The sequence below is a fragment of the Fusicatenibacter sp. genome (genome assembly GCF_050872605.1).
Classification (GTDB): Bacteria; Bacillota; Clostridia; order Lachnospirales; family Lachnospiraceae; genus Fusicatenibacter.
Genome location: NZ_JBNMHD010000003.1, coordinates 101414 through 116393 on the forward strand (window position 1 = coordinate 101414; position 14980 = coordinate 116393).

14 protein-coding genes and 1 pseudogene are annotated in these 14980 nt (G+C 49.7%); 11 read left to right on the top strand and 4 right to left on the bottom strand.

Annotated features, from left to right (window positions below):
* Positions 1 to 158: 158 nt before the first annotated feature.
* Together ACY2VT_RS02000 and ACY2VT_RS02005 are read right to left on the bottom strand one after the other, a co-directional pair.
* Positions 159 to 1412, bottom strand: a complete 1254-nt coding sequence (locus ACY2VT_RS02000; protein ID WP_461878684.1) for an HlyC/CorC family transporter — start codon at positions 1410 to 1412, stop codon at positions 159 to 161.
* Positions 1413 to 1649: 237 nt separating this feature from the next.
* Positions 1650 to 1778, bottom strand: a pseudogene (locus ACY2VT_RS02005) (glucuronate isomerase); the annotation flags it as partial.
* A 622-nt stretch (positions 1779 to 2400) separates the two neighbouring features.
* Between ACY2VT_RS02005 and ACY2VT_RS02010 the strand changes: the two are divergent.
* The 9 genes from ACY2VT_RS02010 (at position 2401) to ACY2VT_RS02050 (ending at position 11528) form a co-directional block, all read left to right on the top strand.
* The gene (locus ACY2VT_RS02010) at positions 2401 to 3639 is read left to right on the top strand and encodes a glutathione S-transferase C-terminal domain-containing protein (RefSeq protein WP_461878685.1); all 1239 of its coding nucleotides are present in this window, start codon (positions 2401 to 2403) and stop codon (positions 3637 to 3639) included.
* Between the two features lie 102 nt (positions 3640 to 3741).
* Positions 3742 to 4647 (top strand): transporter substrate-binding domain-containing protein, encoded by a 906-nt coding sequence (locus ACY2VT_RS02015; RefSeq protein WP_461878686.1) that lies wholly within the window; start codon positions 3742 to 3744, stop codon positions 4645 to 4647.
* A gap of 95 nt (positions 4648 to 4742) precedes the next feature.
* Positions 4743 to 5243, top strand: coding sequence for a GNAT family N-acetyltransferase (locus ACY2VT_RS02020; protein WP_461878687.1), 501 nt, complete (start codon positions 4743 to 4745; stop codon positions 5241 to 5243).
* A 15-nt stretch (positions 5244 to 5258) separates the two neighbouring features.
* Positions 5259 to 6011, top strand: a complete 753-nt coding sequence (locus tag ACY2VT_RS02025; protein ID WP_461873692.1) for an amino acid ABC transporter permease — start codon at positions 5259 to 5261, stop codon at positions 6009 to 6011.
* Positions 5998 to 6756, top strand: coding sequence for an amino acid ABC transporter ATP-binding protein (locus ACY2VT_RS02030; protein WP_461873693.1), 759 nt, complete (start codon positions 5998 to 6000; stop codon positions 6754 to 6756). Before ACY2VT_RS02025 ends, ACY2VT_RS02030 begins: the two co-directional genes overlap by 14 nt.
* Before the next feature lie 158 nt (positions 6757 to 6914).
* The gene (locus ACY2VT_RS02035; protein WP_461878688.1) at positions 6915 to 8033 is read left to right on the top strand and encodes a M20/M25/M40 family metallo-hydrolase; all 1119 of its coding nucleotides are present in this window, start codon (positions 6915 to 6917) and stop codon (positions 8031 to 8033) included.
* Positions 8034 to 8392: 359 nt separating this feature from the next.
* A complete protein-coding gene (locus tag ACY2VT_RS02040) occupies positions 8393 to 9367 on the top strand; it encodes a 1-aminocyclopropane-1-carboxylate deaminase/D-cysteine desulfhydrase (RefSeq protein WP_461878689.1) in 975 nt (324 codons plus the stop codon).
* Positions 9364 to 10311 carry a glycosyltransferase family 2 protein gene (locus ACY2VT_RS02045; RefSeq protein ID WP_461878690.1) on the top strand — a complete coding sequence of 316 codons (948 nt, stop codon included), beginning with the start codon at positions 9364 to 9366 and terminating at the stop codon, positions 10309 to 10311. The genes ACY2VT_RS02040 and ACY2VT_RS02045 overlap by 4 nt, the downstream gene beginning before the upstream one ends.
* Positions 10308 to 11528, top strand: a complete 1221-nt coding sequence (locus ACY2VT_RS02050; RefSeq protein ID WP_461878691.1) for an ATP-binding protein — start codon at positions 10308 to 10310, stop codon at positions 11526 to 11528. Before ACY2VT_RS02045 ends, ACY2VT_RS02050 begins: the two co-directional genes overlap by 4 nt.
* Positions 11529 to 11623: 95 nt before the next feature.
* Here the strand turns inward: ACY2VT_RS02050 and ACY2VT_RS02055 are convergent, their stop codons facing one another.
* Positions 11624 to 12976, bottom strand: coding sequence for an MATE family efflux transporter (locus tag ACY2VT_RS02055; protein ID WP_461878692.1), 1353 nt, complete (start codon positions 12974 to 12976; stop codon positions 11624 to 11626).
* A gap of 78 nt (positions 12977 to 13054) precedes the next feature.
* Between ACY2VT_RS02055 and ACY2VT_RS02060 the strand changes: the two genes are divergently transcribed.
* Positions 13055 to 13963, top strand: coding sequence for an AraC family transcriptional regulator (locus ACY2VT_RS02060; protein ID WP_461878693.1), 909 nt, complete (start codon positions 13055 to 13057; stop codon positions 13961 to 13963).
* A gap of 182 nt (positions 13964 to 14145) precedes the next feature.
* Here ACY2VT_RS02060 and ACY2VT_RS02065 read toward each other — a convergent pair whose 3' ends face one another.
* The gene (locus tag ACY2VT_RS02065) at positions 14146 to 14373 is read right to left on the bottom strand and encodes a hypothetical protein (RefSeq protein WP_461876682.1); all 228 of its coding nucleotides are present in this window, start codon (positions 14371 to 14373) and stop codon (positions 14146 to 14148) included.
* A 149-nt stretch (positions 14374 to 14522) separates the two neighbouring features.
* Between ACY2VT_RS02065 and ACY2VT_RS02070 the strand changes: the two genes are divergently transcribed.
* Positions 14523 to 14978, top strand: a complete 456-nt coding sequence (locus ACY2VT_RS02070) for a putative ABC transporter permease (protein WP_461878694.1) — start codon at positions 14523 to 14525, stop codon at positions 14976 to 14978.
* Positions 14979 to 14980 lie beyond the last annotated feature (2 nt).

Consider the following 14980-nt stretch of genomic DNA (forward strand, 5'->3'; position numbering starts at 1 on the left):
GTTATGATTCCATGATACCATAGAGGAGGTCATTTGCGCTACGTGTCAGATTATAAAATTTTTGTAACCATTCAGAGCCATGCGAAATTGAGATACAGAACATACAAAAACGGATCGAGATGTTCGATCCGTTTTTGTATGCAAATCATATCAATCGCTTACTGTTCGTTTTCTTCTTTGGGGAGCCGCACAATCCGTACTTTGTCGACTCTGCGGTCTGCCATTTTCAATACAGTTACATCAAGCCCGTCTGAGACAAAATGATCGCCCTCTTTCGGTACACGTTCAAGAATTCCCATAATCCAGCCACTGACAGTGAATACATCAAATTCCTTGTCAATATCGAGTTCTTCATACACCTTGTCGATGCTCGCAGTTCCTGTCACAAGGTATTCGGTGTCGGAAACCTTTTGGATTTCCTGTACAACCGCATCATGCTCATCCCAGATTTCGCCGACGAGCTCTTCGAGGATATCTTCCATGGTGATGATACCGTCTGTGCCGCCGAATTCATCGATGATAATGGCAATATGCGATTTCTTCGCCTGCATTTTTTTCAGCAGCGGGCCGACCTTCGTATTCTCGGTTACAAAGAGCGCCGGGCGGATGATGCTGCTTAGCGGTTTGTTGGTGTGGTAAATGTGGTTGTGGAAATCCTTCTGATACACAATTCCCACAATGTGGTCGATATCATCATCATACACCGGCAGCCGGGAAAATCCGGTGTCGGAGAAAGTCTTAGCAATCTCGGATTTCGTCGCATCGAGCGGAATGCCGATGACGTTGACACGCGGAGTAAAAATCTCTGCGGCCTCCATCTCCATGAAGCCGATTGCATTCTGAATCAGATCGCCTTCCTGGTCGTCGATGTCGCCCTCCTGGGTCGCCTCCTCGACGATGGTCATCAGCTCCTCGTCGGTGATGCCGTGGGTTTCCGAGGATTTGAAAATGCAGGAGAGAAGCTTCTTCCATTGAGAAAAGAGGAATGTCACCGGTGTCAGGAGCAGCATCAGAATATGAAGAAACGGCGCTGAAAATTTCGCGAACACTTCCGGGGATTCTTTTGCAATACTTTTCGGGGAAATTTCGCCGAAGATCAGGACCACGATAGTGGTTACGATCGTGGAAACCGTCGCACCGGAGTCGCCGCCGAGAAGCTTGATAAAAAGCACCGTGGCAAGGGAGCTGAGTCCGATGTTGACGATGTTGTTGCCGACGAGAATCGTGGAGAGCAGCTTGTCAAAGTTCTCCAGCAACTTTAACACCAGTTCCGCCCGCTTGTCGCCTTTTTCTGCCATATTTTTCATGCGGATGCGGTTCAGCGAGGTGAAAGAAGTCTCCGTCGCCGAAAAGTAGGCTGAGAGCGTGACGCAGATAAGAATGATGATGAGTGACACAATGTCGCTGTTCATTTGTTTTTCCTTTCTTAGAAAACCGGGACACGATGCAAAAATGTACAAAAAGACATAACCTATCTTGAATCTGGCGGAATCAAAGATAGATTATGTCTCCGTTTATCAAATCATGAAAATAAAGCATCGTCGAGGCATACTGCCTGAGTCGTCCATGTTTCTGTAATCCTTTCGTTGATCAGTAATCCCTTTTATTGTACGGTATGTGGGAATAATTGTCAATAAGGCATGCGAAAATCACAGGAAATATGAAACAGCATTGTTGTAGCTGATATTTTCCACCATCTCTTTCAGAAACTCCAGGTTCGCCGGGTACTCCCCGTTTTCCACCCAGTTTCCAGCCATGCTTGCAAGCATCGGGGCAAAGGCGAAATCGTTCATGCGAAAATCCTGCTGGCTGTGGAACTTCAGATTGCGGATGTGGGCGAAGTGGATGCGTCCTTTTAAGGAACGGATCATATCCGGCGGATCTGCTATAAGGTAACGGTATCAAATTTTGAGCACATTGCAAAAGTTGCGGCGGTTGGCCGGGAAAAAGCAAAATCAGCCTACAGGTGTGATAAGTAATATCTTTCTGGTATGACTAACCAATAGGAAAAACCTATAAGTGATTCATCAAAATAACAATTACCAAAAGGCGTTTTAGGGGTTGCGCATAGAAAAAATATGCATTATAATATGCCATGTAATCGAGAAACACATAAAACATATCGACTTAGTAGGAAAGGAGAACAGCAAATGAAAAAAACAGACAACAGACGAATGCAGGAGAACAGAATGATGGAGATGTGTTGTTGCTGTTGCTGCAGCTCCAATCAGAAGAAAGAAAAATAAGAAACATTCGCAGGCAGAAAAAGCATAGCAAAAATTGCATGTGCGGGCAGGCCGGAACGAATGCCTGCTGTTTTTTTAACCTTTTTTAAAAGAAATGCGAATGAACAACATAAGAATAGATAATAAACAGACATAGAAAAACGGAGGAAAAAACATGAGCGGATGCGGATGCAGCTTCACCCCAGTTGAAAATAAAGAAACCGAAGAAATCAAATACACCGATGCACTGGCAGAACAGTTTGCAGCAGAAGTCGGAGTAGACCCAAGACCAAATGAAACCCTTGTAGAGATCGATGAGCGCGGCGCTTTCATCCGTCAGCCAAATGCATTTATCCAGCCATTCGGCGATAAAGAAGGCGACCTGAAAGCAGAAGCAAACCGCTTCGGGATCTACTGGGCAACCGGATGCAACTGGTCCAACCGTCCGATCATCGTGCGGGAGCTTTTAGGACTGCAGGATGTGATCTCGGAGACGAGAGTTTCCCCATCCGGCGAGACAAACCGTTACGGACATGCATTCGGACAGTATCCGGATTTCAAGGATCCGGCGACAGGCGCTTACTTCTTAAGTGAGTTCTATAAAAGAGCAAACCTGGACTTCAAAGGAAGAGCAACGACACCGACCCTGGTGGATGTCAAAGAGAAAAAGGCTGTGAACAACGATTATCACCGCCTGACGAACTACCTCGAAGTGCAGTTCCGTCCATTCCAGCCAAAAGATGCGCCGGACCTGTACCCGAAAAAATTCCGGAAAGAGATCGATGAGTTTAACGACTGGCTCTTCCCGCATGTCAACAACGGCCATTACCGCATGGCATTCTGCCAGTCACCGGAAGCATACGATGAGGCATACGAAGATTTCTATGAATCCCTCGATAAGCTGGACAAACGGCTGGAGACGAACCGTTTCCTGTTCGGCGACTACATCACCGACAGCGATGTCCGCGCTTACGTCACTCTGATCCGTTGGGATGTCAGCTACTTCCACAATGTAGGACCGGTGAAGAAACCGATTCGTGATTACAAAAATATCTGGGGCTACTTAAAAGAGCTGTATGCGATCCCGGCCTTCCGTCACGGAAGCGATCAGCAGGTGCTGGCACTTTCGAGACCTGGAAAGAAATTAGGCGAGGTTCTCTTCCGCGGATACAACGAACGAATCCTTGCAAAAGTAGATTTCGAGAAGCTGATGGCAGATGATGGATCGAGAAGAACACTCAGCAAAACACCGGACGAAGTATTCCTTCGCCATCCGGAGGGAGAGACCTACGAGGATTACGCAGGAGAAATCTCAAAAACGATCTGGAACAGTCCGAAATGGGAAGACAGAAACCCGAAGAACGGTGTACTTTCCGTGGATGCATCGATTAATCCGCTGAAAGGACTTTTATAAGAAAATAAAACAGAAGAATCCGGGGCGCCTTGGTGGAACACTCTCAGGCAGCCGGGGCGCGGCCGGAACTGAAAAAAACGAGGAAATGAGGAGGATTTTATTATGAAAAAGACAAAGAAATTCTGGGCAGTACTGGCAGCGGCGGGCCTTTTGGCAGCAAGCTTTGCAGGATGCGGAAGCAATGCATCAGCAAGTGCAGGAAGCAGCAGCGGTTCCGCAGCATCATCTTCCGCAGACTCCGGTGAGAAAAAAGTGATCAAAGCTGTAACAAGCGGCACACTGGCACCGTACTTTTACGTAAATGATGACAACGAGCTGACCGGTGTCGATATCGATATCGTAAAAGAAGTGTTCAACCGCCTTCCGCAGTATGAACTGAAAATTGAGCAGGCAGATGCACTGCAGGGTGTGCTGAGCGGTCAGTACGACATCGCAGTCAACAACTATGGATATACCGATGAGAGAGCAGAATCCTACTACTTCTCTTTACCATATAAAACCAGCTTCAACGAATACATTCAGAGAACCGGCGATGAGCCGCTGACTTCTCTTACCGATCTGGCAGACCGCGGATACAAAATTGAGCTGAGTGCAGGAAGCCTTACCGCAAATGCACTGGAAAAATGGAATGCAGACAACCCGGATCACCAGATCAATATCGTATATTCCAATGCAAACTTCCAGGTCCGCTACCAGCACATCGTAGATGGAACCGCTGATGTGGCAATCGACGACGGACCGATCATCGACAACCTGCTTCCGCAGTTCGGACTGGAAGGTCAGCTGGAAGCAAACGAGATCGACGAGGAGACCGAAGATTTCCTGTTCCCGCAGAACAATACTTATTTCCTGTTTGGAAAGAACGAAGAGGGCGCAGCACTCCGCGAGGATGTTGACAAAGCCTTAAAAGAGATGAAAGAGGACGGAACCCTTTCCAAGATCACAACCGAGTACCTCGGCGTGGACACCAGCCCGGACGAGAAATACTTTGATGAGACACCAAACTAGTACATCGTTTTCGAAATAAAAACAGAAGAGATTACAAAACAGACGGGAAGCGGATCGAGAACATCCGTTTCCCGATTCTAAAAGGAGCGAAAAACATGGCAGAAATTTACCGGGTAGAAAAGGGAAGCGAAGAGTGGAAATACAAAGCATACGATTACGTCAGAACCGATGCTTTCTGTTTCGGACAGAACATTCCGATTGAACTGGAATTCGGACAGGACGAGAGCAAAGATGATCTGCAGGCGATTCTGCTGACAGAAGATCACAAGCCGGTAGCCGGCTGCCGCATCGCATTGCCGGCAGAGAAGACAGGAAAAATCGAGCGTGTCTGTGTTGTCAGAGAAAAACAGAAAAGCGGATACGGCCGCGTGCTGATCGAAGCCGCTGAGAAATGGCTGAAAGAATATGGTGTCGATCACATCGTCATCACGAGCCAGGACCGCGCCGCAGGCTTTTATGAGAAATTAGGCTACAAACTGAATCCGGACGTCGACCTGTCGGTATACGACCACCATGCACCGAAGAAAGACGAAGAGCCGAAAAAGCCGAAGAAAAATCTTGGCTTTACCTGTGTACTGGTAGAAAAATACGTGTAAGAGAGGAAAAAAATCATGGGAAAATTATTTGACGTTTCACTGGTATTTTCATCCATACCAGAATTGCTGACAAAGCTGCCGATCACGCTGGAACTGGCCGTGGTTTCTATGATGATCGGACTGGGACTGGGACTTGTGATGGCGATCATCAAAATGAAAAAAATCAGAGTGCTGACGCAGATTACGAATCTTCTGATTTCACTGCTCCGCGGCACGCCGGTCATCGTACAGCTGTACGTTGCGTTCTTTGGTATTCCCATGATGTTCAAGGCAATCAACCAGCAGTTCGGAACGAATCTGGCGGTTGCCAATATTTCCGGTTTTGTCTATGCAATGATCGCTCTGGGACTGAATCAGTCGGGCTTTATGGCTGAGATTATCCGTTCAGCCCTGCAGTCCGTTGACCCGGGCCAGATCGAAGCAGCGCATGCGCTCGGCATGACATATCCGCAGACACTGCGCCGCATCATTCTGCCGGAGGCCTTTGAGGTTGCACTTCCGACCCTTGGAAACTCTTTTATCAGTATCATCAAAGGAACGTCTCTTGCCTTTACCTGCGCTGTTGTCGAGATTACCGCACAGGGCCAGATTATTGGAGGAAGAACGTATCGCTACTTTGAAGTTTACGTTTCACTGGCCATCATTTACTGGCTGGTAACGCTGGTGATCGAGCAGATCATCCGCGTAATTGAAAATAAAATCCGGATTCCGGACCAGGTAGAGCTGGCGTCCGCAAACGGGGAGGGTAAGAAAAATGATAAAAATTGATCATTTATCCAAAAAATATAACGACAACGTGGTGCTCGACGACATCAGCCTCGAGATCAAACAGGGCGATGTTGTGGGAATCATCGGTCCTTCCGGAACCGGAAAATCAACGCTTCTGCGCTGCGTTAACCGCCTTGAGACACCGGAGAAGGGAACGGTGACGATCGGGGACAAGGTGATCGACCTTTCCGAGCGGAAACCGAAAGAGCTTCTGTATTTGAGACAGAACACAGGAATGGTGTTCCAGCGGTTCAATCTGTTTGAGAAGAAAACCGCACTGGAAAATGTGATGGAAGGCCTGATTGTTGTCAAGAAGATGAAAAAAGACGAGGCCAGAGCCATTGCATTAGAAGAACTGAAACTGGTCGGCATGGAGAAATGGGCAAACCACTATCCGAAACATATGTCCGGCGGACAGCAGCAGAGGGTGGCGCTCGCAAGAGCCCTTGCCATGAAACCGCAGATTCTGCTGCTCGACGAGCCGACTTCAGCCCTTGACCCGGAGCTGGTTGGAGAGGTTCTGGATGTTATTAAAAAAGTTGCGGCACAGGGATATACAATGCTTCTGGTTTCCCATGAGATGAACTTTATCCGCCATGTGTCGAACCGTGTGATCTTCCTTGATAAAGGACACGTAGTAGAAGACGGAACTCCGAAGGAAGTCTTCGAGCATCCGCAGAATCAGAGAACGAGAGAGTTCTTCAGCAAGATGCATATTATGGCGCAGCCTGAGTATGTTATTTAAATTGAGCAGTGCCGGAATGCAGTGAAGCAGGAAATTTTGTGCTCGCACGAAATTTTCTGTTTTATTCTCTTTTGATAGGGCGAAAGCCCGCAGCCCAGGGAAGCGAAGCTTTTCTGGGCCGCACTGCGGACGCAGCCAAAGAAAGAAGGTAGTTGGATATGATAGATGAAAAAAGAATCGGGGAGTTTTTTGCAGAGCTGGTGTCGATTGATTCGCCGTCTCTGCAGGAGCGCGAGATGGCAGACACTCTGAAAGTAAAATTCGCCGAAATCGGAGTGAATTTTACAGAAGATCATACACAGGAGCAGATCGGTTCGAATGCGGGCAATCTGTTTGCACGCATCCCGGGCAGTATTGACGGTGTGCCGGTTCTCTTTGCCGCCCACATGGACACGGTGGAGCCCGCAAAAGGGAAAAAGGCTGTTTTCCACGATGACGGAACCGTAACGAGCGACGGCACAACTGTTCTCGGCGCCGATGATCTGGCCGGTGTGACCGCGATCTATGAGGCCGTGCGCCACATCACTGAGGCAGGAGCGCCGCACCGCCCGATCGAAATCCTGATTTCAACTGGTGAGGAGCTGTACTGCAAAGGTGCGAATGCCTTCGATTACAGCCAGGTGCAGGCAAAAGAAGCGTACGTTCTGGACCTGAGCGGGGCAATCGGCGCGGCAGCCTATGCAGCTCCGACCCTTGTATCTTTTAAAGCAGAAATCCAGGGAAAAGCCGCCCATGCAGGTTTTCACCCGGAGGACGGCATCAACAGCATCCAGGCGGCTGCACGTGCAGTCGCACAGCTTCCGCAGGGCCACGTGGCAGAGAGCACCACAGCCAACATCGGAAAAATCGGCGGCGGTTCCGGCACCAATATCGTTTCGGAGAGCTGCGTGATTGAAGGCGAAATCCGAAGTCTGAACCACGAGACGGCGATGGAGCTTCTGGAAACGTATCACAGAACCTTCCAGCAGGAGGCAGAGAAGATTGGTGCGAAGCTGGTCTGGGAAGAAAAGCTGAATATCCATGCCTATGAGACACCGCTCACCAGCGCCGCCGCAAAACATTACGAGAGCGCCGTTGCAGAAGAAGGCCTGACCGCTGCATTCGAAAAAACTTTCGGCGGCAGCGACAACAACGTCTTTGCACAGCACGGCATCGAAGGGCTTGTCATCGCAACCTCGATGAATCAGGTACACAGCTGCGCCGAGTACACAAAAATCCCGGAGATAGCCCAGGTGGCGCGGATTGTGGCCAATCTTGCCGCACCGCAGGAAGCCTGAACAGATCCCGGATGAAAAAACAGAATACGTAAAAAATCCCCAAAGCCCGCCGGCAGATGTGAAAACAAAAACCGGCGGACTTTTCCTGTTTCCGGCACGGCTTGCCACGCAGAGAAAAATAGTCTATAATAGGGAAAAGCTTCCGGTACATGCCGGAATTTAACACCAGTAGACAAGAAGTCCCCCGCTTCTAAAGCGGTGGGATGAATTGTTAAAAGAAACATAACGGCAGTGGCGGGCGGAGAAAAATCGGGATCCTCCACTGACATGAGGCAAGTCACAGTCGAACTATTTTCGACATGTCAGACTCCGTGAAAATACCGACTGTGAGTTGAAACAAGAATAAAAGAGGAAAAACAATGATACGTACACCAATTCAGAAACTGGAATTTCCAAACGACAGAAACGTCCGACTGTACTGCAAGAGAGAGGATCTTCTCCCATTTTCCCTGGGCGGAAACAAAGTGCGGATTGGACGCGCCTTTTTCCGTGACATGCAGGAGAAAAACAAAGACTGCATGATCATTTACGGAAACAGCAGATCCAACCTCTGCCGTGTGCTGGCGAACCTGTGCTGTGCGGAAAAGATTCCATGCTATATGATCTGTTCTTCCGAAGAAAACGAAGAACACCCGATCGAAACCAACAACAGCCGTCTGATGAAATGGCTCGGAGCCGAAGTCATTCCGTGCAGAAAAACAGAGATTGCACAGACCGTCGAGCAGACGATGAACCGTTTGTCAGAAGAGGGATATCACCCATATTATATTTTCGGCGATAAATTCGGAACGGGCAATGAAGGCACACCGGTACAGGCTTACGTGGACGGCTACCGCGAGATTCTTGCGTGGGAGAAAGAACAGAACATTTCTTTTTCTCATATCTTTGCGGCATCCGGAACCGGCTCGACCCAGTGCGGCCTGGTAAGCGGAAAACTGCTCGAGCAGGGAACGGAGCAGATCATCGGTCTTTCGATTTCATCCCGCGAGTACGACCGCGCCATCCGCATCATGAAGAGCGGCATTTCCGATTATTTTGCGAAGAATCATCTCATGCTGCCGGAAGGATGGGAGAGTGAACTTCATCTGGAAATGGGATACCGCCAGGGCGGATACGGCCAGTACGATGAGCGGATTTTACAGGTGATCCGGGAAGAGTTCTGCCGGAACGGCCTTCCGCTGGATCCGACGTACACCGGAAAGGCATTCTGGGGAATGAAGCAGTACATAGAAGAACATCAGTTACAGGACTGCGATGTGCTTTTTATCCATACCGGAGGCACGCCGCTGTTCTATGACTGCATTCTGAACGATACCGATGGAGGGAAAAAATGAAACTGATTTCAATAGTCATCCCATGCTACAATTCCGAGGCAACGATCCGGAAAGTTGTAGAGATGGTGATGGAAGAATTCAAGAAAATGGACGGATATGACTGCGAATTTGTCCTGGTGAACGACGGTTCCCCGAAAGACAATACGTATGGGGAGATCAAGAAGCTTGGCGAGCAGTACCAGAATGTCAAAGGCATCAACCTGCTGCGCAATTTTGGCCAGCACAATGCGCTGATGGCGGCACTCCACTACACCGAAGGAGACTTTATTCTCGGCATGGACGATGACATGCAGACACATCCGTCCCAGATCAGCAAACTGATCCACAAGATGGAAGAAGGATACGATCTGGTTTACGGCTGCTATCCGAAACGGAAAAATTCGTTCCTGAAAAATGTCACCAGCAAACTGAACGAAGTTTCCTCCCGGATTCTTCTCGGACGGCCAAAAGACATCGTTTCCAGCAATTTCTGGATGATTACCCGCCAGATCAAGGACGAGGTGGTAAAATACGACAGCTTCAATCCCTATATTGACGGCATTTTCTACCGCACGACACACAAAATCGGAAATGTAAAGGTGGAGCATTTCAAACGTGCAGTGGGAACTTCCAACTATACGTTAAAGAAACTGATCAAATTGTGGCTTGCCTACTGGAACTATTCTGTAATTCCGCTTCGCATATCGTCCGTTCTCGGCGGAATTTCCGCAGCCGGCGGTTTTCTGGCAGCCATCATGATTGCCATCCGAAAGCTCATCGATCCGACAGTGATGGTTGGCTGGTCTTCGACGATCTGCGCCATCGTTGTCTTTTCCGGATTGATTCTGATGGTGCTCGGCATCATCGGAGAATACCTCGGAAAGATGATTCTGATTCTGAACCGCACGCCGCAGTATATTGTGCGGGAAACCATTAACGTATCTGATGAGGAAGAAAAAAAGTGAAAAAAATCATGATTTTAGGCGCCGGTATTTACCAGGTGCCGCTGATCCGGACTGCACGCAGAATGGGTCTTTACACGATCGTAGTGAGTATTCCCGGCGATTATCCGGGGTTTGCACTTGCAGATAAAATTTATGAACTGAATACGCGGGATAAAGAAGCGATTCTTGCGGCGGCGGAAAAAGAACAGATCGACGGAATCTGTACATCGGGAACCGATGTGGCCGTCAGCACAATCGGCTATGTCTGTGAAAAGATGCATCTGTCCGGCATTCCGTATGAGGCGGCGGAAATTCTGACCGATAAGGCAAAGATGAAAGACGCATTCCGGCAGGGCGGCGTTTCCGCGGCAGACGGGATGCGGGTAAGAAGCGCAGAGGAGGCACAAAAAGCCGCAGAACAGCTTGGATACCCGGTTGTCGTAAAACGGGTGGACAGTTCAGGAAGCCGCGGAATTACCGTGGTGGAGCATTCCGGACAGATCGAAGAAGCGTATGAAAATGCGAGAAACGGTTCGGCAAGAGATTATGTGCTGGTTGAAAATTTCCTCCGCGGAATGGAGATCGGCGCGGATGGATTTGTGCAGAACCACAAATTAGTCTTTCTGGCACCGCACACGAAATTTGTATACCGCGGCGCACACACGACCGTTCCGGTCGGCCACGCATTTCCGTATGGATGCAGCGGGGCACTGCGGGAAGAAATTGCCCGCCAGATGCAGATGGCTGTCACCGCGTCCGGTGCCGATCAGTGCTCCGTCAATGCGGATGTCTTTGTGGACGGCGAAAAGGTCTGGATCATTGAGATGGGCGGAAGAACCGGAGCAACCTGCATTCCGGAGCTGATTTCAACGTATTACGGATTTGATTTTTATGAGCAGATGATCAAAAGCGCCCTCGGGGAAGAAACAGACTTTCAGCAGACGGAAAGCTGTCCGTGCATGGCAAAGCTGCTGCTGAGCCCGGTAAGCGGAACCATCACACAAATTGACCGGGATCAGATCGAACGTCTGCGTCAGGAAGGGCTGGAGCTTGTCCTGGATTATCCGGAGGGGCATGAAGTTTCTGCCATGGCAGATGGAACTGACCGGATCGGCCATGTGATTGTAAAGACGGACCGGGAAGCGGAACTGGATGAGCAGATGAAGCGGGTGTACCGCTGTATCTGGATTGATGGAAAAAATCTGGAGACAATCTGGGAAGAGAAAACAGCAAAATAAAAAACCCGGAATCTTTTCAAAACCTCAGAAGAGGAGCGAAAGGATTCCGGGTTTTGCGTTGCCAGGCATATCAATATCCGGTGGATCAATTTTGATTACACTGTTTTTACAGGCTTCATCATCATCCGATAGTAGACTGGAATCAGCAGTGCAACCGCACCGAACCAGGCAAGCGGGCTTGCGATGCAGACGGCAGTGTAGCCTAAGAAGCGTGACAGCCAGACGGTAGCAGCAAGACGCATCACAAGCTCGATCATGCATGCGGCAAACGGTGCGCGTCCGTTCTGCATACTCTGAATCGAGGTGCGGTAGACGGCGAGAAGGCCGAGCAGGAAGTAGAACGGCGCTTCGATCGTCAGGAATGCATCGGAGTAATGGTAAATTTCTGTGGTCGGATTCGAAAGAAACAGTTCGACGATCGGATGGCGCAGCAGAAGAATACCGATGCACATCAGAATGTTGAACGCTTCGGTCTGGATCAGCGAAGCGCGTACGCCGAGGCGGATACGGTCCTTCTTACCGGCACCGAAGTTCTGTGCAACGTAGTTGGAGATCGCCGTCATCATGGCATTATTCACAAGGACGGAGAGCTGGTCGGCTTTGGAAGCTGCCGTGTAGCCGGCAACCGCAGCCGTTCCAAGAGAGTTGACAACAGCCTGCATCGCGAGCTGGCCGATACACATGACGGACATCTGAAAGCCCATCGGAAAGCCGGTTTTCAGGTGAAGAACAGCAGCTCCTTTCAGGTCGTGGAAATCCTCACGGCGCAGGTGCAGAATCGGGAAATTTCGAAGTCCGACAACCGTGCTGAAAACGGCGGAGAGGAACTGCGAGAGAATCGTCGCCCAGGCAGCGCCCGCAACGCCCATGTGCATCGGAACGATGAACACGATGTCGAGGATGATGTTGAGCACCGACGAGAACACCAGAAAATACAGCGGTGTTTTGCTGTCGCCGAGTGCGCGGAGCATATTGGAAATCATGTTGTAGAACACGGTAGCGCCGGTGCCGAGCAGAACGACGAACATATAGGCATTCGCTTCCTCTGCGATGTCATCCGGAATCTGCATCCAGACGAGAATCTGGCGGGAGAGCAGACAACAGACGAGCGTCAGCACAACGGTGAACGCGATACTCAGCAGCGTGGAAACTGCGATGCTTTTGCGCATGCCCTGTTCATCCTTCGCGCCGCACCGCTGGCCCAGGCAGATGCCAAAACCGCCGGTGAAGCCGTTGATGAAACAGAACACAAAGTAAATGATAATGCTGGTGGAGCCGACCGCGGCGAGCGATTCAGCACCGAGCGTCTTTCCGACGATCACGGAATCTGCCAGCGTATAGAAGAGCTGGAACAGATTGCCGAGGATCACCGGAATGGAAAATTTTAACAGCGACCAGAACGGACTTCCGGTCGTCAGGTCCATTTCTCTGGAACGAGAGCGAGACATAATATCCTCCTTCTTGCATCCGGCGGGATGCACGATTATAATATAATACAGAAATTGAGATAAGGGGGAGAATTGCAGATGGCAAAGAGAAAGATTCTGGTGGACGATACCAGGCGCGAACTGGAAGAGCACGGAACAGAAACCTTTCCGCTGACGGTCAACCACGACGATCTGTGGATGTTCGAGGGAAAAACTGTGCCGATCCACTGGCATCAGGAAATCGAGATCAGCCTTCCTCGTGAGGGAAAGGCAGTCTATCAGATTTACCAGAACAGCTATGAAATTTCACCGGGAGACGGGCTGCTTGTGAACCGCAATGTGCCGCACAGCTGCCATTCGCCGAACAACGAAAGGGCAAAGTACACAACGATCCTCGTGCGCCCCGATTTTCTGTACGGCGATTTCGGAAGCGATGTCGAGCGCAACTGTTTCCGGCCGTTTCTGCAGAATTCCGCGGGTCCCTGCCTGTGCATTCCGGGGACGGAAGCGTGGGGGAAAGAGGTGCTGGAAAAGCTGGAGAAGGTCGATACGCTGTTCTACGAAAAGCCGTACTGCTATGAGCTGAAAATCAAGGGCCTTCTGTGTGAAGCCTTCTTCCTGATTCTGGTACATCAGCAGAAATACCAGACGCCGTTTGTCCCGGCCAATCAGGTGGAGCTTGCGCGGCTTGCACAGATGCTGGACTATATCCATACACATTCAGAATCCGTGATTTCGCTCGAAAAGCTTGGTGAGCAGGTGCATCTGTCCCGCGAGGTCTGCTGCCGTCTCTTCCGGAAAATGACAGGAAAGACGGTGACGCAGTATCTCGAGGAATACCGTGCGTCCAAAAGCCTGCCGCTCGTCGAAAGCGGCCAGTACTCCATGACACAGATCGCAGATCTGGTGGGTTTCAGCAACGCCAGCCGTTTTGCCGCCGCCTTCCGGCGCCAGTTCGGCTGTAATCCCGGAGAATACAATTCTCGAAAGCGGCAGGAGGGGAGATAGTATTTCTTTTGGATAGCATTTCTTTTCCTGCCGTCTGCTCTATTATAAAAAGACAGAGCGGAAAATGCGATTCTGTGATTGCTCTTGTTGATACAGATATTGACAAAAAAGCCGCTTTCTTCTCCGCAGCGCCTGCTGTGCGCATGCCGGAAAGAAAGCGGCTTTTTGCCACGAAAAATATGTTACATCTGTTTGATTGCCTGCAGCATTTCAAGATCCGAAGCAGTCACCTTGATATTGGAAACCATCGTTCGCCCGTCCGGCTTTTTCACCGTGACTTCGAGAATCGTTCCTTCTTCGATCTGGGAGGATGCGAGATCGCCCATGAATTTTACGAACTTCGGGTGGTTTTGGGCGAAACGGTCTCTCAGATTTTTTAATTCCATTAACTTCATTGGGTTAAATGCCATTCTTTTTTCTGTCCTTTCTATTCGAAACTTCTTTCGAAACATGAAAGTATTGTAACATGGAAAAGAAAAAATGCAAGCGGATAAAAAGAGAAAAGACAGAGATACTGGGAATATAGAAAAGATTCTCAATTAGAATGGGAGAAAAACGAATGAAAGCAAAGAAGTATCTGCTGTTTTTTCTTTTGGGCTACTGCATTTATCTTGCCATCGAAGTCACCTACCGCGGTTACAGCTTCCGCCTGATGGGCATTGCCGGAGGACTGTCCCTTGCAGGAATCGGAATGCTGGAAGACGCCGGGCTGCGCCGCTTTCCGCTGGCGTTTCAGATGATGGTATCCGCCGTCCTGATTACGGCCATCGAACTGTATTCGGGAATGTTTTCCCTGCGGGTGCTGCATTACCGTATGTGGGACTACAGTGCGCTGCCGTTTTCCTTCTGCGATGGGCTGATCTGCCCGTGGTTTTTCGGGATCTGGTATCTGCTCTCGGCAGTGGGAATTTTTCTCACGGATTATGTGAGCTATTATATTTTCCACGAGGGGACGCACCCGATGTATCGAAAGAAGAAAAAGGGTTGTGCCGAGGGTGAGTTCGTTATAAAATAAGA